At 49.6% G+C, this 20,304-nt stretch carries 15 protein-coding genes; 5 read left to right on the forward strand and 10 right to left on the reverse strand.

Features of this window, described 5'->3' with window-relative positions; genetic code table 11:
• Positions 1–3: 3 nt before the first annotated feature.
• The 4 genes from ACSV5M_RS16355 to ACSV5M_RS16370 form a co-directional block, all read right to left on the reverse strand.
• Positions 4–3,084, reverse strand: a complete 3,081-nt coding sequence (locus ACSV5M_RS16355) for a TonB-dependent receptor (RefSeq protein ID WP_439177413.1) — start codon at positions 3,082–3,084, stop codon at positions 4–6.
• Positions 3,085–3,596: 512 nt separating this feature from the next.
• Positions 3,597–5,099 (reverse strand): tryptophan halogenase family protein, encoded by a 1,503-nt coding sequence (locus ACSV5M_RS16360; protein ID WP_439177415.1) that lies wholly within the window; start codon positions 5,097–5,099, stop codon positions 3,597–3,599.
• Positions 5,100–5,135: 36 nt separating this feature from the next.
• Positions 5,136–6,152, reverse strand: a complete 1,017-nt coding sequence (locus tag ACSV5M_RS16365; RefSeq protein WP_439177417.1) for a cupin-like domain-containing protein — start codon at positions 6,150–6,152, stop codon at positions 5,136–5,138.
• 12 nt (positions 6,153–6,164) lie between these two features.
• Positions 6,165–7,619, reverse strand: a complete 1,455-nt coding sequence (locus ACSV5M_RS16370) for a tryptophan halogenase family protein (protein WP_439177469.1) — start codon at positions 7,617–7,619, stop codon at positions 6,165–6,167.
• Between ACSV5M_RS16370 and ACSV5M_RS16375 the strand changes: the two genes are divergently transcribed.
• The gene (locus ACSV5M_RS16375; protein WP_439177472.1) at positions 7,504–7,791 is read left to right on the forward strand and encodes a hypothetical protein; all 288 of its coding nucleotides are present in this window, start codon (positions 7,504–7,506) and stop codon (positions 7,789–7,791) included. The two genes, ACSV5M_RS16370 and ACSV5M_RS16375, sit on opposite strands and share 116 nt — an antisense overlap.
• Here the strand turns inward: ACSV5M_RS16375 and ACSV5M_RS16380 are convergent.
• The 6 genes from ACSV5M_RS16380 to ACSV5M_RS16405 all read right to left on the reverse strand — a co-directional run bounded on the left by ACSV5M_RS16380 (position 7,788) and on the right by ACSV5M_RS16405 (position 17,399).
• Positions 7,788–11,027: a TonB-dependent receptor gene (locus ACSV5M_RS16380; RefSeq protein WP_439177418.1), complete on the reverse strand. Its 3,240-nt coding sequence runs from the start codon at positions 11,025–11,027 to the stop codon at positions 7,788–7,790. The two genes, ACSV5M_RS16375 and ACSV5M_RS16380, sit on opposite strands and share 4 nt — an antisense overlap.
• A gap of 633 nt (positions 11,028–11,660) precedes the next feature.
• Positions 11,661–12,824, reverse strand: a complete 1,164-nt coding sequence (locus ACSV5M_RS16385; protein ID WP_439177420.1) for a helix-turn-helix domain-containing protein — start codon at positions 12,822–12,824, stop codon at positions 11,661–11,663.
• Positions 12,825–12,867: 43 nt separating this feature from the next.
• Complete coding sequence (locus tag ACSV5M_RS16390; RefSeq protein WP_439177421.1) at positions 12,868–14,073, reverse strand: CaiB/BaiF CoA transferase family protein; 1,206 nt, start codon at positions 14,071–14,073, stop codon at positions 12,868–12,870.
• 27 nt (positions 14,074–14,100) lie between these two features.
• Positions 14,101–15,078: an NAD(P)H-quinone oxidoreductase gene (locus tag ACSV5M_RS16395; protein WP_439177422.1), complete on the reverse strand. Its 978-nt coding sequence runs from the start codon at positions 15,076–15,078 to the stop codon at positions 14,101–14,103.
• A 72-nt stretch (positions 15,079–15,150) separates the two neighbouring features.
• Positions 15,151–15,789, reverse strand: a complete 639-nt coding sequence (gene pdxH, locus ACSV5M_RS16400; protein WP_439177471.1) for a pyridoxamine 5'-phosphate oxidase — start codon at positions 15,787–15,789, stop codon at positions 15,151–15,153.
• Positions 15,790–15,947: 158 nt separating this feature from the next.
• Positions 15,948–17,399 (reverse strand): catalase, encoded by a 1,452-nt coding sequence (locus ACSV5M_RS16405; protein ID WP_439177424.1) that lies wholly within the window; start codon positions 17,397–17,399, stop codon positions 15,948–15,950.
• Between the two features lie 376 nt (positions 17,400–17,775).
• On the opposite strand from ACSV5M_RS16405, the gene mobA reads away from it, so the two are divergent.
• The 4 genes from mobA to ACSV5M_RS16425 all read left to right on the forward strand — a co-directional run bounded on the left by mobA (position 17,776) and on the right by ACSV5M_RS16425 (position 20,290).
• On the forward strand, positions 17,776–18,396 hold the full coding sequence (gene mobA / locus ACSV5M_RS16410) for a molybdenum cofactor guanylyltransferase MobA (protein WP_439177426.1): 621 nt from the start codon (positions 17,776–17,778) through the stop codon (positions 18,394–18,396).
• A gap of 243 nt (positions 18,397–18,639) precedes the next feature.
• The gene (locus tag ACSV5M_RS16415; protein ID WP_439177428.1) at positions 18,640–19,494 is read left to right on the forward strand and encodes a universal stress protein; all 855 of its coding nucleotides are present in this window, start codon (positions 18,640–18,642) and stop codon (positions 19,492–19,494) included.
• A gap of 8 nt (positions 19,495–19,502) precedes the next feature.
• The gene (locus ACSV5M_RS16420; RefSeq protein ID WP_439177429.1) at positions 19,503–19,883 is read left to right on the forward strand and encodes a VanZ family protein; all 381 of its coding nucleotides are present in this window, start codon (positions 19,503–19,505) and stop codon (positions 19,881–19,883) included.
• Positions 19,884–19,966: 83 nt separating this feature from the next.
• Complete coding sequence (locus ACSV5M_RS16425; protein WP_439177431.1) at positions 19,967–20,290, forward strand: TraR/DksA family transcriptional regulator; 324 nt, start codon at positions 19,967–19,969, stop codon at positions 20,288–20,290.
• The last annotated feature ends 14 nt before the right edge of the window (positions 20,291–20,304 follow it).

Consider the following 20,304-nt stretch of genomic DNA (forward strand, 5'->3'; position numbering starts at 1 on the left):
CCGCTAGAAGGTTGCTCGCAATGAAAGGGCATAGCGTGTGTCGGTGAGGAAGTTGGATTTCTCTGTCTTCACACCGGCCTGATTCAACTGCGTAGTGGTTGATACCACTTCGCCCGTCAAGTTTGCCGCTTCAACCCCCACCTTGATATTCTCGTTGATGGCATACCAGATGGATGCATCCATAAAGCCGGTTGCATCGGCATAAATCGCTGAGAACGAGTTGGCGTCACGTCGAGCCAGCAAATATTCCGAACGCCAGTTATAGGCCACACGCGCAGAAATATTGTTGTACTCATACATGCCGACAATGTTGAAGGTTTCTTCCGATAAGCCGGGCAAACTTAAACCAGTAAAGTTGCGGAATGAATTGCGTGTATCGCCATAGGCGGATAAGTCGTTAGGCGCACCGAGATCACCACGTTCATCATTCAAATCCTTTTGATCAATGTAGGTGTAATTCAACTGCAAACCTAACCCGCTCCAGGCGCCGGGCAGGAAATCATAGAATTGCTGATAGGCGATCTCAAACCCTTTAATCTCTCCTTCGCCTTCATTCACCGGACGACGAACGCTCATCTCCAATTCCAGGCCGGAATTGGGATTCACAATCGTTTCCTGAAAGTTCTGCTCGCGAATCAAGTCCTCAATTTCTTTATAGAAAAGGCTTAGCGTTAACGAACCGACGTCTGCAAAATACCACTCCCCGGTGAGGTCAAACTGCGTTGCCTTTTCCGGTTCCAGTTCCGGATTGCCCCGGAAACCGGCAACCCCGACACCGGTAATACCGACGGGCTCATTACAGCGTGTGACACCGGGTTCGCTCCAGGTATCGCAGGCCCATGAAGCCGTGGTTTTTTCCAGGTCGTCATATAGCCATAATTCACTAAACGAGCCGCGATAAGTTCCCGTGTTACGAAGCTCGCGCATTTGCGGGAAATACAATGCCTTGGACGCCGCCAAACGCACAATAAAGTCATCCGTAACGCCCAGGCTGATGTTAAAACTGGGTAGCACGGTTGAATAAGGTTCTGCGTTTTTTGTTTCGTCGAGCGAGCCGGTGTTATCAAAAAAGGCGGCTAACTCCGGATAACCGGCGGCATAGAAGGGATAAAAATTTTCATTGGCTTCCGGTACCACCTCCAGAAAGCGCGATGAGCCAGTCGCCTCGACCTCATAACGAACGTAGCGCATACCGACATTACCTTTAATGGGCATGGCCAGTTCTTCATTTGCAAAATCAACGCGCAAATAAGCTTCCTGACGCTCTTCGCCGGTGATGGTTTTTTCGTAAGGCAAGTAACCGTCGGCATCGGTATCAGGAATACCATCGCCATTAAAATCCCGGTTGCGACGGTTTACCCGATCAATATTACTGATGCCCTTGCCGACCAGGTATTCGTCATACGCCACGACGTCAAACGTGTTTTCCATGCGTGGAAACAGAAATGTCCGGTTGTCTCCCTGCAAACCATCACCGTCAAAGAAATCACCACCAAAGGTGTGCGCTTCATAAAGCTCAGGACGATCCACCAGGCCGGATTGCAAACCCGCCGCGGCCCAGGTTGCCGACACGCCACCCCAATTCGCGTAATCATCATCGCGAATGGTTTGTTCCCGTTCAGAATAATAGAGCCCCGCTGAAGCCGCCTTAAACCAGCCCCGCTCAATAGAATATTCCACATCCGCCGAAAAGGATTCGAGATCGCCCTTTGCCGCAATTTCGGTATCCATAATGGACGCCTGGTAATAACGATCCGGCGCAGCAGGGTCAAGTGCGGTGGTGTCTTGCAGGAATTGGGCTTGGGGAATATCGCCACTCACATCCAGATACAGGTGGCTGTTTCTGAAGGCATTACTGATGGTGTTGTTTACCACATCGGCGGTGGTGTCGACGCGCTGGGCATCGAGATCTATCTTGAGATTATCTGTCGGCGTCAATGTCAGATGCAAACTCAAATCCTCGATAACATTGTCCACCTGATGGCTGCGCGTCGATGCAATAAATGGATCGTCAAACGTCATACTCCCACTGACAAAATAACCTCGGCTATCAAATACAGCATCTGACTGGATACCCGGCGTTGCAGGGTCCAGATCCAATAATTTCGCACCATTGACGTTAGCATTGAACCCCTGAATACCGGGATACACCACGCGCTCGCGCCAGGTTTCCGAAGAATCCGAACGAATAAATTCCGCCGTCGCCAACACAGTTTCCGACGGATTGCGCCACTGCAATGAGGTTGCGACACCCGTGCGATCCCGCTCGGACTCCGAGGTATTGATCTGCGCACCGTGCGGCATATACAGTGTTTCACCCGGTCGGTAGGTTATCCGATTCGTACTGTCAGCCGGGTCAATCCAGACAAACTCGGTAGAACCATAAGCGGGAAACTCGGTTTGGGTTGCACTGCGTTCGTAGAAATTTTCTACCGCCACACCGTCACCGTGGGCAGTGAACTCCGACTCGGACACACTGAGCAAAAAGCCAAACTCCCCTGCAGCGGTCTCCCACGAATCACTGAACAGGCCGGAAAACGCCGGCGCAATATCATCCACCATATCGCCGTAGCTAGCTTTAGCCGTGAACGAAACAATGCGCTCAGTAGAATCAAACGGCTTGCGCGTAATCAGGTTAACCGTTCCTGAAATACCACCCGCAATCAAATCTGCCGTCTGATTTTTTACCACCTCCACCGAACCCAACAACTCCGGCGGAATATCCTCAAAATTCAAACCACCACTGGTATTGGCACTGAAGGAATCACGTCCATTAAATTCGCTTCTGACCTTGTCCAGGCCGCGCACAACGACCCCACGGCCTTCCGCAGCAAAATGATTCGGGTCCGTCGAGGACGCAAACCGCTCAATCGTAACGCCCGGCACCCGCTGCAACGCCTCCGTCACACTCTTATCGGGTAATGCACCGATATCGGACGCGGTAATCACATCCTTGACCGTCGCCGCTTCCCGTTTAATGTCCTGCGCATTCTCGAGACTGGTTTTCATCCCAAGAACAACAATTTCTTCCAGCCCTACACCCTCATTGGCTACTTGTGAGAATGACGGAGTGCTTAATGCCATGATCGACATTGCCAGCATAGATTTTTTAAACCTCATGCTTTTCGTTGCCGCCCTATCTTGATTTTTGTGGTGCAACATATCCAACCCCTTATAGCTACGCCTTATCGTTGAATTGATAGAAGAGACAAACCTCCTCATACCGACGCTCAAAAGCCAACCCATAAAAAACGGAGCATGGGCTGGCATCTGAGGGCGCTTTTGAATCTACCACTGGCTTTTTGGGGGTTCTACAGACATCCGAAAGTCGTACTTGGTTTTCCGAAAGTCGTACTTTTCGCTTGCCGAACATATAAACAATGCATAACCGCTCTTCAGAACAGCTGAATCCGTTGTCGGACTTAATTTGTAAAAGATGATTTAGCATTCATTTCTGGCTATGAGATAGATGCTAGATAAGGGAGAATTACACAGGGAGTAAACCAATACGGTTGAGTCAAGGTTCCGTTCAAATGAACCTTGATCAATTATGATTTGAATCAGTAGATATCAGATACCTCTAATCAATTACCTGATTAAATAAGTAGCTCGTTATGCTTTCTAAAGTTCAGTCCACACCGGCGAATAAAATCGGCGAGTTGATCCATATCCTGTGAGGACTTGTAGCACGCACTTTCCTCGCCAACCCTCAATGGAGGGAGAACGCCATAACCAGCCAACAAGCAGGCCCACGACTTTGGCTGATAACTCAGCACCAGATTATTCATATACATGTCCTTTGCAAAATCTTTACTATTGCTCCAGAAGTGCAATATTCTATTCAGGCTTTGCGATAAGTTAGTATTGGTCGCGTTATCCCGCCAATAGTCGGTATCTTGCCTTTGATTAACCTTGTAATGGCAGACAATATAGTCTCTGACACCATCGAACTTCGCGTTAATTTCCTTATTAAACTCGTCCTGAAATTTATTGGTATATAACCCATTCTCGTAATACGTCATAAACCGTGAAATAGTATCAAAAGACAACGCCAATGCAGTGGCTTCTAATGGTTCAATAAACCCTTGGGACAAACCTACAGCCACGCAATTTTTCATCCAGTGCTTTTCAACGCGACCGACGTTCATCTGGAGATGCCTGGCAGCAACATCACTGTCAAGTAATCCCAGGTGTTGCCTTAGTTCTATTTCAGCCTGGTCTGGTGTGATGTAGTCGGCGCTATAAACATAGCCATTACCGTAACGATTGGTAAGCGGAATTTTCCATGCCCAACCGCTGGACAGCGCTGTTGCTCTTGTCTCTGGCGGTATGACTTCCGACATCACACTCGGCATCACAACAGCCGCGTTGTTAAATAAATTTTCTTTAAAGCTTTTAAAGCTGGCTTTCAACGAACCCTGCAGGAGCAACGACTTGAATCCGGAGCAATCAATAAAAAAATCCGCCTCCAAAAGGCTGTCATCATCCAATCTAACTGCGGTTAATGCGCCATCCGAATCATGTACCACCTTAGTTAATGTGCCAAAAATCCTTTTAACGCCTCGGCTAATAGCCTTCTCGGCGAGAAACTGCCCCAAGAGCGTAGAGTCAAAGTGATAACCATAGGCCACTCCGAACGGGAAGGTTTCCGCAGGAATAGGGCCAAGATTTTCTCTTGTAAGATAAGTTTCCAAAAAAAAGTGGTCTGGATGTACATTCGCGTTACTGCCCTGCATCCGCGCTTTAATATTATTGAAGAACACCGGGACAGTGAAAATATCATCCGTTTGCGCTGGAAACGGATGGAAATAGGATTCAAACCCGGGGACAGACGACCAATTAACAAACGAAATTCCATTTTTATAAGTGGCATTACAACGAGGCATCCACTCCGACTCAGAAATGTCTGCTGCATCGAAGAAGAATTTTAGATGCGGTGTAGACCCCTCGCCCACACCAATAATGCCGATATCTGTGGATTCCAATAGATAGATTTCTACATCCTTCCAACGGGAAACCAATAAATTTGCAGCCATCCAACCTGCGGTGCCACCACCAACAATCAGGATTTTTTTAGGCTTCTGGTTTTCACTTGTCATATTCTGAAACTCGCGATTGGGCACTCAACACAGCCACTATTTTTTTAACTTTTCAATAAAGTTATCTTTGATAGCTCTGACATACTCTGGAGACACTTTTCCCAGGACATGCTGCTGGTGCTCAGGAATATAGGAAGCCGGATCAACACCTTGCCTAAATAAATAATGATCAAACATGCTGCGCCATGCGTTGCGCTGTTTAGGAGTCAAATCACGCATAGCTAGAAGGGCGATATGTAAACTATCAATGGGGCTTGGTGGTGTTGAGCCTTTGGCAGAAGAACCGTTCCACCAGTAGTTCATCAACGCATTAACTTTTTCAAGTGACTCTACATGATGCCACCACAGCATGGGGATAAAAATCGCATCCCCTGGATCAAGTTCTGCAAAGTAGGCATTAGCCAGTGCGGTTTTGAACCTAGGATAACGATCAAAGTCCGGCTCGTTCAAATTGACCATACTGGTAGGTGCACCAGCAGGAGTAAAATTCAGCGGGCCCGGATATAAATTGCCGACCTGCTCCGGCGGAAACAACACAAAGCGCCTACGTCCAGCGACAACGCAAGCAATATTGTCAGAACCATCATAGTGGGCGCTGACGATACCTTCATTGCCTATCCACAGGCGCGGCTCCACCTCAGGGAAAAAGCTGGATGGGTTCTCGTCGACCAAGCCTGGCAACAATTCTTTGGGCAAGGAATTTTGTATGGAAATGGCGGGATATACTTCCCTGTCTATCAACTCCAACAGTCTTCCCAAAAATAAATCCACGCGCTCCTCACCGCTAAGGTAATTCACATCGGTCATGTCATCGTTATAATAAAAGCGCTTGTTGGCGGCGGGTGGCGCAACAAAAATGCGGGCTTTTTTACCTGTGTAAAAGCGCATGAGGTAGGCGGCAAAATCCTGCGGTGTTTTTTGCGCTGCCGCTACTAGTGGCCAATTTTTGGCAAATCCACGAATCACCACCGGTTTTTGCTCAGGGGCGATCTGCTCAAAAAACTGGGTAGCATCAAGCTGTTGGTATTCTGGAATTCGTTTATATGCCGTCATAGCCATTTTTCCTCACCGGAGTTTTACGGCGCAGTGCTGCCGGATAAAATCGTCATGCCTTGGCATATTTATAACGGTTTCACGGACGTTACGCGAACTCTCTTGCATCAACGCAGCTAAATATTGCTCATTAAATGCATCAATCAAGGGGTGATATTTCTTTGGGCGCACCTTCATTCCCTCCAGAATAGAACACCAACTATCAATAGTAAAAAGCTGACCGGGAACATGTTCTATCTGACCGCGCTCGCGGAATAAACTGATTTTTTCACGTAAGGAATCGGGTACCGGCATAGTCTGACACCAACGCCAAAATTCAGTGTCATCACGCCCACTGGTGCAATAGTGCAAAATAATAAAATCGCGAATTTCCTGATAATCTGTATTAATTTTTTGATTGAACGCCTGTTCTGTATAGGATTCAAAATCCCGATCGGGAAAATGTCGAATAAAGTGAACCAGCGTTTTATGCACCAGATGAATGGCGGTAGATTCCAACGGCTCAAGAAAACCCGATGCAAGCCCCAAGGCCAAACAGTTGTTGTGCCATATTTTGTTGCGCCGCCCGGTGGTAAATGGAATGACTCGCGGCTCACCAAGTAGTTTCCCTGCGACCACTTTACACAAAGTATCAATCGCTTGGTCATCCGTGCAGTATTGGCTTGAAAACACGTAACCATTGCCTGTGCGATGCTGCAATGGAATTTTCCAGGTCCAACCTGCCTCGCGGGCAGTCGCTATAGTAAACGGATGCAAGCCACTCGCATTTTCTGTTTGCACGGCAACGGCGCGGTCACAAGGTAGATAATGCGTCCACTCTTCATAGCCGATGTTAAGGGCACCTTCAATTAATAGTCCCTTGAAGCCGGTACAATCAATAAAAAAATCACTGACAACAGTTTGCCCATTATCCAATTCAAGTGAGTGAATAAATTGTCGCTCATCCATCACAACCTTATTAACAGTTGCTTCCACTCTTTCTATACCGCGCTTTTGCGAAAAATCACGCAGATAACGAGCAGCTAACAGCGCATCCAAATGTAAGGCATGACTGTAGCTGTTCAATACCCAATTTTTCTGCGGGGACTGGCGCAGCATGAAACGCTGGTTTTCTGCCATGATCGCGCAAGGAGAATGGTCAAGCCAACAGGTGGATTTTCCACCCATTACATTTTTTAACCACAGCTGATAAAACTCAAAGCCATTAACATCCTGCCCGACACGACCAAATGGGTGAAAAAATTGCTCACCCGGTTTTAGCCAATCATCAAAGCGAATACCCAGCTTAAAGGTTGCCGACGTCGCCTCAACAAACTCCCTGATGTTAATTTGACAGGTGTAGAGAAAATCCATGATCGAAGGCACCGTGGATTCACCGACACCTATGGTGGCAATATCCGGCGATTCGATCAGGGTGATTTTTATCTTACTACCCTGTAAGGCAGAAGACAGCAAACTGGCAGCCATCCAACCGGCAGTGCCGCCACCGACAATACAGATGGAGTTCAGGGGATTTTTTTGCATAGCCTGCTTCCACTCAGCGAACTATTTATCTGTGGCGATTATGACAAAAAAGCGCGCAGTATTGCTACTGCGCGCTTTTTACCGAATTTCTATTCTATTAAAAATAACAGATTAGAAAGTTGCACGGACACTCAAGGCGTAACGACGGTCAGTGGTGAAGCTTAACGCATCAGTTTTTATGCCTTCCTGGTTCTTCTGATACCTGGTTTTGGTTTCAGTATCCAGCAAATTGCTGCCTTCGATACCAACTTTCCAGTTATCATTGATGGTGTAGTACAAGCTTGCATCCATCATACCTGACGCCTCGGCGTAAACAGGTGCGAAGTCCTCAGACTCGCGCAACGTCAACAGGTACTCAGAGCGCCATGTGTACGCAAGACGGAATGAGATATCGTTGTATTCATACATACCCACAATATTCAGGTTTTCGTCAGAGTAACCTTGTAACGGCAAACCGCTAAATACACGGAAGGTATTGCGCTCATCAACAATCGGCTCACCAGCGGCGTTAAAGCGAGTGCTCGGCGCTATCGCACCATTGGGATCTTCCAGATCATTTTGGTCAATGTAGGTGTAGTTAAACTGCAAGCCTAAACCACTCCAGGCACCTGGCAACATATCGTAGAACTGCGAGTAGGAGAACTCCACACCACGGATCGTACCTGAACCGGTATTCGCCGGACCATAGGCAGAAACAATATTCTCTGCACCCTCGTGAGTGAAGCTCAGATCAAATTGTCTGTTACGGATGATGTTATCCAGTTCTTTGTGGAACAAGCCAACACTCATTGAACCCGCTGGAGCAAAGTACCATTCAGTGCTCAAATCGAAGTTGATTGACTCTTCCGGTTCCAGATAGGGGTTACTAGACTCAGCATTCAAAGATACACTTTCGATACCAACAACAGGGTTGTTGGTATCATCCTGCGGCATAGATTCATCTTGAAGCAGCGGATCGACATCCATGCCGAGAATCACCCGGTTGCGGGTCTCCACCAGGCTTGGATAATACAAACCTTTGGACACACCGAAGCGAACTACTACATCATCAGTAATGCCAAAGGTCAGGTTCAAGCTCGGTAAAACCGTATCGTAGTCTGTACCGTCAACCGTACTTAATTGCGCCTCTCCACCAGCAAGGTTATAAACGCTCGGGTATTCGGCCAGCAGAGCTGCGGCCGTTTGCGCACTACCGCGACTGGTTTCGGACGGCAACACAGTGTAACCGGTTGATTCCAACTTATAGTTAACATAGCGAAGACCAACATTACCTTTAACAGGTACGGCAAGATCCGCAAACTCGAAATCACCACGCACGTAAAATTCTGTGCGCTTCTCATTCGATTCGCTTATATCATACGGCGCAAAATGACTGATACGACCGTCCATATCTTCATAAGGAATGGCACAGCCGCCGCTCCCGTCCGCAGCGTTACCGTTAACATCACCCACGGTAGACCAACCAGCTGCACAACCGTCGCGCAGTGTTTGGGCGTAGTCTCTTACCAAATCGACGCGAGGGAACAGGAAGCTCTGTAGATCACCCTTCAGGACTTCACCGTTATAGTAATCGGAGAAGTCAATTCTTTCGTACAGTTCAGGACGGTTTACCGCAGCTGAAGCAGAACGTTGATCATTAACCCAAGCGGTAGAAATGGGTGACCAGCCAGCATACTCAGTATCACGCACTGTCAGTGTTTTATCGGAGTAGTAAACACCGCTTTTAACAGCAGTGACGACACCATCCAAGGCATATTCCACATCAATTTTAAAGCTGTCTGCTTTAGCGTTATTGAGCTCTTCCTGTTGCATGCCCGAACCGATAAACACTTCCGGTTCCAGAGTGCCTTCATTGATCCAGCCGGTAAAATCCGTATTGTTCAGGTACTCGATAGTGGGGAGATCGCCACGCAAATCGAGGAAGAAGGGTAACAGCGTACCCGAAGCAGCTGCGCCGCCGCGTGTCTGTCCGGACAAACTGTAGTTATGCACTAATTTTTCAGAATCAATGTGCTGATAATCAAGGCCGATTGTCAGACGATCATTAGGCTTTAAGGTCAGATTGAACGACGTGTCTTCAACCGTATTTTCGGTGTAGTTCCAACGAGTGATATAAAAGAGCGGTACCTCAGCATTGCTACTTACACCCACGCCCGACGTCAAGTGATTATTGGCATCAAAGGTTCTGGGGCGCCCCTCACCCGGTTGATCCAGCCAATCATGCGAACTCCCCATAAAGCTCTTGAAGCCTTGGGCAGCGTGACCGACACGGCGCTCGTCATACTCCAGTGAGGCTTTGGAGTTGATATGTTCCAGAGTGGCAACAATGGTTTCATCGGTGTTAGCCCACTGTAGCGAGGTGGTAAAACCGGTACGCTCGCGGTCATTCTCAGCGGTACTCATATGATACTGAGAAGGCGTGTACCAAGTTACCCCCTCCGGTTGACCAGTAAGCCCTGTGCCTTCATAAGGCGCATCAGCAGCAGAATATTGGATACCATCAGGGTAACCCAGGTTATCGCAATTACGCCAATCAGTGGCATTTGGAACACAAGGGTGTGAGTAAGTGCCAGGCGTAATACCTACTTGAGCAGTACCCCATTCATCATAAACGGTGGTTGTATCAACCCCGCGCGACTGGAAGTTACCCAAGCCAACACCGTCACCACGAGTTTGATATTCGGAATGCGAACCGGCAAGCAAGAAACCAAATTTACCCGCACTCGTCTCCCAGCTATCCGCAAACAGCGCAGAGAAAGACGGAGTAACTTCTTCACGGAAATCGCCATAGTTGGCTTTTGCACTGAATGAAATAATTTGTTCGTCAGAATCAAATGGCTTGCGTGTAATCAGGTTAACCGTACCCGCAATACCGCCAGAGATCAGGTCGGCAGTCTGGTTTTTAACAACTTCCACTGCACCCAATAATTCTGCGGGAAAATCCTCGTAGCTCAGGCCACCCCAAGGGTTCGCACTGAATGCATCGCGACCGTTAATTTCTGAACGAACACGATCAAGACCGCGCACCAATACGCCAGTACCTTCATCGGCATAGTGCTTGGGGTCATCAGAAGAGGCAAAGCGTTCAATCGTCACACCGGGCACACGTTGCAATGCTTCGGTTACTGATTTATCGGGCAGTGCACCGATATCAGTGGCGGTGATCACGTCTTTAACGGTGTCAGCGTTTCGTTTTAGGTCCTGGGCGCTTTCGATACTGCTGCGCATTCCCATAACCACAATTTCATCAACAACTTCTGCTTCTTGAGCGAATGTCATTGCCGGAGCCAAACCGGCGACTGCGGAGCAGACTGCCAGGTTGAGCAGGTTTTTTTTAAATTGCATAGCCATAGTTGGTCCTATAAATCTAACTTTTTTAATATTGCTCTCAGTCATACGACCAAGGCGCCCCCAAACTTTCTGTCAGACCTTAGTGTTACCCGCCGCTACGATTGGAAACAACTTAACAGTGGGCGGTGACAAACAAGGCTTCGTGAAAACGAAAACTTTGTCATCACAATCACTTCTTGTAGTTTTACTCCCGAACGGACAACGTTGTCAACAGGAATCTTGCGCCCATCTGGAACCACCCTTAAAGCAGATGGCCGTGCTAAATCCCTTGAATTCGCGCCATGCGGGCGAGCACATATGCAAATATATTTTAGCAGGCAGAAATTTTAATGAAAAAATAGTTTGTTAAAGCGACAACGTTGTAACCGAAGGCAGAAAATGAATAAGGGCACGCTTTGCGGGCATTGGCCGGAATGTGTTACCTGTTAATCTCGGAACACCTGAGGTTATAAACAGAAGGCGAGAAGAAAGGTGTATTCAGCTAGAGGTGGCATCATCATTCGCCCCAAAAAGAAGCCTGTCAACAATACACAATTTTTGTTTTGGTGCATTACCTTTCCTCGTAGCGCACCATAATGGAATCACAAAGATGGAGACTGCTTTTACTCGCTCGTTGCATTTGAGCTGAAACCGTCAACCGAGATATTGTTGTCGATAATGGCTCGGAGTTACTCCCACGCTTTTTTTAAAAGCCTGGTTGAAGACAGACTTGCTGTTAAAACCACAGTTTTTCATGATCTCGCTGATGGAGAGTTCGCGGTATTGCGCGTCGGCCAATTGTTTCTTGGCCGCTTCGAGGCGGTAGGAGCCGATCATCTCAAAAAAATTCTTATGCAGTTGGCTATTGATGGTGCTGGACAAAAGCTTGGGGGACACCTGCAAACGTTGCGCCAGACGTTCGACCGTAATATTAGGCTCCAGATATGGCCGCTGGGTGTCCATGTAGTGCAGTAACTTTTCCAGCAACTGCTGATGGGGTTCCTCGACTACCGGTGTATCGCTGATGGTATGCTCGACCTGAATTTCGGCAAAACCTTTCGAATGTTGCAGCAAATACACAATCAGCGCACTTACATACAGAAACCGGATATAACTTTCCGCAATACCCATGGGGCTGTCAAAGCCGAGGTTGGTGAAACGGGACTCCAGCAAGGTGAGGACAACCCAGGTATTAACGCACAAGAAACCAATCAACAACAGTTTAAGCCACTGTAAATCTATTTGATTAAGGGAAAAGTGAGTACTTTTCAGATGGCGCACGTAGCGGTACAACTGCGAGACACACAGAGCGCTGTAGAAAAAAACCGTCAGGCGCTGCGCCCACACCAGGCCTTCAAAATAAGGATCGGACGTCACCAATGACCAATCATAAACATAACGCAACTTAGCATCATGGTCGTACTGGTGGTAAATCGCATACACATAAAAGGGGTAAAGCAAGGCGGGTAGCAGATGCAAGGCATCGTAGGGCTTTAATGCAAAGTTGCGATAAATCGCGGCTCGGGTAAACCAGTACAATAGCGGGCCTTGCAAAAAAAATACAAAGCCAAACAGAAAGAAGAAGTTAGTGGACACAGAAGACAGGAAGGTGCGGATGTTGATGTTCCAGTACATCAGGGTATCGATGGCATGGAACACGCTGAGCAAAAAAAATGTGGCCAGCAGCATCCAGTAACGCTGTTTGATCCGTCCTTCGTGGCGTCTGCTCACCAATAATACGGCCAGCACTAACGACAAGAATCCACCGAAGATAACGGTAATATCATTAATATTAAATAGCGTTAATTCAATCATCATTCGCTTCCAACAGCGGCAGGTTAACGCCGGTCAAATCCGCCTGTTAAATGATACCCTCGGAACGCAGCGACTGGATTTTCTCTTCGTCCAGTTGCAACAGTTCGCGCAGCACATGGTCGGTGTGACTACCCACCGCAGCACCCGGCCAATCAGTGCGTCCCGGTGTGCGCTCAAGTTTGGGGAGTATGGCAGGAATTTTCAGCGGCTTGCCATTGATTTCAACCTGTTCAAAAAGCCCGCGTGCATTAAAGTGCGGATCAGCAACCATATCTTCCACGTTATAGATTGGCCCGCCGGGCACCCGCGCCTGTTCCAGCAAGGCGAGAATGTCATCCGCGTCTTTACTCGCACACCAATCCGCCAGGGCCTGGTCGATAATTCTTTCATGAACAACGCGACCCGCATTATTTGCCATGCGTGGATCTTTCGCCATCTCCGGGTGACCCGCTACTTGCATAAGGCGTTGAAAGATCGAATCGCCGTTACCACCAATCACAACATATTTACCGTTGCGACAACGATAGGTGTTGGTAGGCACTATGCCGGTTACGGTAGTACCGGAGGCTTGTCGCACGACACCGGCACCGTCATATTCCGGCACCACGGCTTCCATCAGATTGAACATGGCTTCATATAATGCAACATCAATCACCTGCCCGCAGTGCTCTTCAGACCGCTCCCGTTCAAGCAAAGCCAGGGCAATACCCAAGGCTGCATGAATGCCCGCAATAGTATCGCCAATACTTAGATTAGGGCGTACGGGCGCCTCACCGGGAAAACCATTAACATAACGAAAGCCGCTGATGCCTTCGCACACCGAGGCAAAGCCGGGTTTATTGGCGTAGGGCCCATCCTGCCCGAAGCCGGAGATACGTGCATACACCAGGCCGGGATTCGTTTGCTTGCAGTCGGCAGGTCCCAAGCCCCACTCTTCCATTACACCGGGGCGGAAATTTTCAATAACCACATCCGCGCCGTCGATTAATTGTTTTGCCAAGGCGCGCCCGGCTCCCTGTTTTAAATCCAGGGTCACACTTTTTTTATTGCGCCCCAGGCTGCGCCACCAGAGTGACGTGCCATCTTCCACTACACGCCACCCGCGAATCGGATCGCCGCTTTTGGGCGGTTCAATCTTGATAACTTCTGCACCGAAATAAGCCAGCATACAGCCCGCAAAAGGCCCCGCCAGTAATTGGCCAACTTCAATAACGCGAATGCCGTCGAGCGGACGGCGAGAGCTTGCAGTCATGATGAAATGTCCAGACAGTATTTATTGTTAATTGCACAACACGATCTTGCCGATGTGCTGGCTCGACTCCATCAACCGATGAGCCGCGGCGGCCTGAGCCAATGGAAAACGCGCAGCGATAATCGGTTTAATTTTTTGTTGTTCGATCAGGGGCCACACGTTTGTTTGTAATTCCTGTGCAATAGTTTCTTTAACAGCTGCCGACTGCGCACGCAAGGTGGAACCAGTGAGCGTGAGCCGTTTGAGCATCACCGGCATAAAATCCACTGTGACCTTGCTGCCGTTAAGAAAAGCAATATTCACGATGCGGCCATCGCGCGCAGCGGCGCTGATATTGCGTTGAATATAATCATCCCCAACCATGTCGAGGATCACATCCACCCCGCGGCCGTGAGTGAGTTGTTTGGTCGCATCCACAAAATCCACAGCGCGATAGTCAATCGCTTTACGTGCGCCCAGTTGTTCGCAGGCCGCACATTTTTCCGCGCTGCCCGCCGTGGCAAAAACCTGGATGCCTTTTGCAGCGGCCAATTGAATCGCGGTAGTACCTATACCGCTGCTGCCGCCATGCACCAATAATGTCTCGCCCTCTGCCAAACGCGCACGCTGAAACAGGTTATGCCACACCGTAAAAAAAGTTTCCGGCAAGGTCGCAGCCTCCACTAATGTCAGTGAGGCGGGAATAGGCAGGCATTGTGTCTGCGGTGCACAGGCAAATTCTGCATAGCCGCCGCCGTTTACTAACGCGCAGACCTTGTCGCCCACCCGCCATTGCGTCACACCCTCGCCGCAAGCGACTATTTCACCAGCGACTTCCAAACCCAATACCGGTGATGCATCCACAGGGGCTGGATATAAACCCCGACGCTGCAACACATCCGGACGATTGACACCGGCAGCGGCAACGCGAATCAATACCTCGCCAGTTGACGGCGTGGGAGTGGGCATGTCGCTTAGTTGTAAAACGTCGGCATCGCCCGGGCGTTGGAAGTGGATATATTTCATGGTGATGTTCTTTGGTGGTTGGGTGTCGGATTACGCCTTTGGCTAATCCGACCTACGAGTTTGTGTAAACCATTAAGGTTCGAGGCGCTCGATAGACCAGCTGTCGTCTGCCTGGCGGGTGTATTGGAAACGGTCGTGCAGACGATGGACGCCACCTTGCCAGAATTCGATTCGCTGCGGTTTAACACGATAGCCGCCCCAAAAATCCGGCAGGGGAATTTCACCTTTACCAAATTTATTTTTCATGGCTTCAAATTGCTGCAACAGCATGGAGCGGGAAGAAATAGGCCGACTTTGTTGTGAGGCCCAGGCCGCCAACTGACTTTCGCGCGGACGGCTGACAAAATATTTTAAGGATTCCGCCGCAGACAGCGGCTCGGCGATGCCGCAGACTTTTACCTGGCGCTCCAGGCAATGCCAGGGAAAATGCAAACTGATGCGCGGGTTGTGTTTCAAGTCCTGCGCCTTGCGGCTGCGCAAATTCGTGTAAAACACAAAGCCGCGTTGGTCGAGGCCTTTTAGTAACACAATACGCTGGGAGGGTTGACCATCGGCGTCGACCGTCGCCACTGTCATAGCGTTGGGGTCAGGAATATTTGTGGCGATGATCTGCGTCATCCACCGTTCAAATTGCACGATTGGATCGTCAGCTAATTGATCGCGATGCAATCCGCCCTTGAGGTATTCGCGGCGTAAATTTTCCAGGTTCATATCCATGGTTTGACAGCCTCACTCGGAATGAAGCCCGCATAGTAATCGCCTTATCCGGCAAATTCCAATGGATGCCGCACAGAGCGATTTGCTCTACCCCTATAAAAAAGGGGCGCACTTTTGCAAGTGCGCCCAAAGGCTCGTCGATAGAACAGGGATCAGGCAGCTAACGCGGCTTTTACCATGGCGGCGTATTCCGGGTCGGCTTTGTTCAGGTAGGCCAGCATCCGCTCCTGGATGGACGCGTTAGCCTGGGATAAACCGCCGGCGATGTTGTTGACCAACTGGCGTTTCTGGTCGGTACTCATCAAGCGGAATAAATCGCCTGCCTGAGAGTAGTAATCCACATCCGATTGGTCGTAGGTTGTCACGGCACCTTTGGACAACTGCAGTGGTGGCTCACGATAAGCCGGGTTCGGCGCCGGATCACCCTGCTCTGCCCGATCATTTGGATAATAGTTCGCGCCGCTGGTTTGAATCTGGCTGCCGTTACTCATCGGGCAACCGGCCATAAAACCGTCGCGCTGGTAATGGTTCACCGGGCAACGAGGCGCGTTTACCGGGATCTGATTAACATTTACCCCCACGCGGTAGCGGTGTGCGTCCTGGTAGGCCAGCAAACGGGCCTGTAGCATCTTGTCCGGCGACGCGCCAGTACCCGGCACAAGGTTGCTCGGTGCAAAGGCTGCCTGCTCGGTTTCGGCAAAGTAACTCTGCACGTTGCGGTTCAATTCCAACTGGCCGATCTCAATCAAAGGGTAATCCTTGTAAGGCCACACCTTGGTTAAATCAAAGGGGTTGAGGTGGTAGGTCTCGGCATCCGCATCCGGCATGATCTGGACCTTCACCGTCCAACTCGGAAAATCGCCGCGATCAATGGCATCCACCAGATCTTTTTGTGCGCCGAACGGCGGCAACTTGTTCGCCTCTTCATCCGTCAGGGTTTTGATGCCCTGATTGGTTTTGAAATGCCATTTCACCCAGTAACGCTCCCCTTTGGCATTCCACAAGCTCAAGGTATGCGAGCCAAAGCCATGCATATGGCGGTAAGATGCCGGAATACCGCGATCAGACATAAGGATGGTCATCTGATGCAGCGATTGCGGGTGATTGGCCCAGAACTCAAAGGCCGCCGCCGGATCAGGCAAATTGGTACGCGGGTTTTTCTTCTGCGAGTGAATAAAATCCGGAAACTTGATCGGATCATTCAGAAAAAACACCGGTGTGTTATTACCCACGATGTCGTAATTGCCCTGGCGGGTGTAAAACTTCACCGCAAAACCGCGCGGGTCACGGGCGTAATCGCTGGAGTCCTGGCCACCGCCTACGGTGGAAAAGCGCAGGAATACTTCGGTTTTCTCGCCGACCTTCTGTAAAAAGTCCGCAATGCTGTAATCGCTCAAACTCTTGGTCAGCGTAAACTGGCCATAGGCGCCGGTGCCTCGGGCATGCACGACACGCTCCGGTATCCGCTCACGGTTAAAGTGCGCGAGCTTCTCAAACAAATAGTGGTTATCAAAAGTCAGGGGGCCACGCTCACCCGCGCTGATGCTGTTGTTGTCATCGGCTACGGGGGCGCCTGAAGAGGTCGTTAAGGTTGTTTTGCTCATGGTCATATCCTTACGGTTGCCTGGATTGATGATTTCATAGGAGTTGCCTGAGTTGCTGAACAGGTTGTGTTGACGAACTCATCCTACGGCTTGGCTGACATTAATAAAAATTAATAATAAGTATCGTTTAGATAGTTTTTGATGATAGGCATATCCGGAGCATTGACAACATAAAAAGGTATAGAGGCTCCCGGTCTGCCTGGTAAAAGCGGAGCGAATCTTTATACGAAGCCAGGGAAAGAAAAGTGAAAATATTGATCTGATGCACATGGATAACGATACACTTATGGTTATCCAGCTACACTTGATGACAGAGCCATACTATAATCATGGCGTGCAATTCATCACCCTCGCGGTGCAGTAATAGAAGCTTTCCATGACAGATGATAAACAATCGATTACAGGCGTGATCCTCGCCGGAGGCCTCGCCAAACGCATGGGGGGCGGGGATAAATGTCTTTTGCCGCTCGGTGGAAAAACGCTTCTGCAACGCAGTATTGAACGCGCTCAACCCCAGGTCAGCGAACTCATCCTGAATGCCAACGGCAACAGCCTGCGTTTTGCGCGCAGCCGGCTGCCGGTTATCGCTGATCTTTTTGAAGGTTTTCCCGGTCCCCTTGCCGGTATTCACGCAGCGTTAACTTTTATGGACGAACGCAACCCGAATAATGAATGGCTGGCCAGCTTTGCCTGCGATACGCCTTTCTTTCCGCGCGATATGGTGCAGCAGTTGCTCGCCGCCAGCGGCGATACGCGATTAGTGGTCGCACGCTCCAAGGATCGCGTGCATCCGATATTTGCGCTGTGGCACGCGTCCATGTTGAGCAAGGTTGAGCAGCGACTGCAAAAAGGCGATACGCCGCGTTTGCAGGAATGGATCGAAGATTTTAAGCCTGTGTATGTGGATTTTCCCGCAGCAGCCTACGACCCTTTCTTTAATATCAATACCCCGCAAGATCTGTACAGCGCAGAAGCGCAATTGCCGCAGGTCCAATAACGGCTCCACACCCTCTTATCGCTGACGTTGTATCTGTGTGACATGCCCATTGTCGAAGCAAGCCACCCTGCACCTTTCAGGAATACACTGACGTGGATAAAGTTTGTTATAAACGCTTTCAGCCGAGGCACTGACGTCGAAATCGTGGGTCTGAGTGGCCAGCGCCGCTCAGCGGTTCGTTTTGCTAGCCAGCGAGCCCGACGCTATTGAACGCCTGATGGGTCATTGAAAAGGATAAAAATTATGTCTTTGAATGTTATTGCCTGTATCGACGATTCCCGTTATGCCGAAGCCGTTTGCGACTATGCGGCCTGGTCTGCCCAGCGGATGGCTGCGCCGCTTACACTTTTGCACGCACTGGATGAACCTCATGGTGAAGGCCGCAAGAACCTGAGCGGCAGCATTGGGTTTGGTGCACAAGAAGCCTTATTGCAGGAACTGGCCCTGTTGGATGAGAAGCGCGCAAAAATTGCGATGGAACAAGGCAAACATTTATTGGCCGCCGCCCGGGAACGAATCCTGGCGCTAGGCATCCAGAATATAGAAACCCGTCAGCGCCACGGTGATCTGCTCAGCACACTAAAAGATATTGAGGCAGAGATCCGGATGTTGGTCATAGGCAAACGCGGTGCCGATACAGAATCCGCCCACGGTCATATCGGCAGCCATGTGGAAAATGTCATACGGGCATTACATAAACCGATTTTGATTGCACAGCAAACCTTTATTCCACCAAAAAATTTTATGCTCGCCTTCGATGGCAGCGCGACAACCCGCAAAGGCGTCGACATGATTGCCGCCAGCCCGTTGCTGCGCAACCTGCCCTGTCATTTGGTCATGGTGGGCAATGAAGACGATACATTGCGCGCATCGCTGACAGAAGCAGAGCAACAATTGCGTGATGCCGGTTTCACCACTCACGCCGCCATTATCCCCGGTGATCCGGAAATTGTGCTGGTGGAATACCAACAAAGGGAAACCATTGATTTAATGGTGATGGGTGCTTACGGGCATTCCCGGATTCGCCATATGATCGTCGGTAGCACAACCACCGCGATGATTCGCAAAAGCCGTATTTCATTGATGATTTTGCGCTAAGGATGGGTATGGAATCGATACTAAAGGTTTGGCGACCACTGTGTCATCTTCAATTCTGGGTTATGTTGGCTATTTATACGGTGCTGGGGTTGAGTTCAAATCCGGGCAGCATGGTGCCGGTGTTCAACGACTTATTGATGCACTTTTGCGGTTATCTGGTGGCAGGCATTTCCATTTCCTTTGCCTGGCCGAGAACGCCTTATTGGCAGCGCGCCGTTTTTTTGTTGGGTTATTCCATCGCGATTGAAGTTGGGCAGCACTTTTTACCGCCGCGCACATTCAGCGCACTGGATATTCTCGCCAACTTCAGTGGTATAGTCGCTGGTTTGGGGCTCTTCATGTTGCTGAAGTCTATTGCGCCGGTTTGGGCAAAACCGTTTATGAGATAGTGGAGTTTATGACGTACTCAAATAAAGTCACCGCATTAAGGCACCACTTGATGTAATTTGTTCAAGTAATTAAGAGGTAGGCCATGAACATTGGAGAACAGACCCGTTTCAAGATTATGTTATTGGCACACCGGGAAGAATTATTGGAATTGGAACAATCAGCGCTGCAGGCTGCACAGCCCGTGCAGTCGGATGAAGTAACCACCGGTCGCCCGGATGCCATTCAGGGCCAGCAAATGGCTCAGGAAACCCAACGCCGCCGCACCCGGGATCTCGCGCGCATCGATGCAGCTTTGCAGCGTATTGCTAATGGCAGCTACGGTCGTTGTGTTCAATGCGCTGAAGAGATTGATCAGCGTCGTCTGGAAATTAACCCGGCCGCCACTCACTGCGCTCAGTGTGTTTAACGAAATAACGAAAA

The organism is Cellvibrio sp. ARAG 10.3 (genome assembly GCF_051846955.1).
Taxonomy (GTDB): domain Bacteria; phylum Pseudomonadota; class Gammaproteobacteria; order Pseudomonadales; family Cellvibrionaceae; genus Cellvibrio.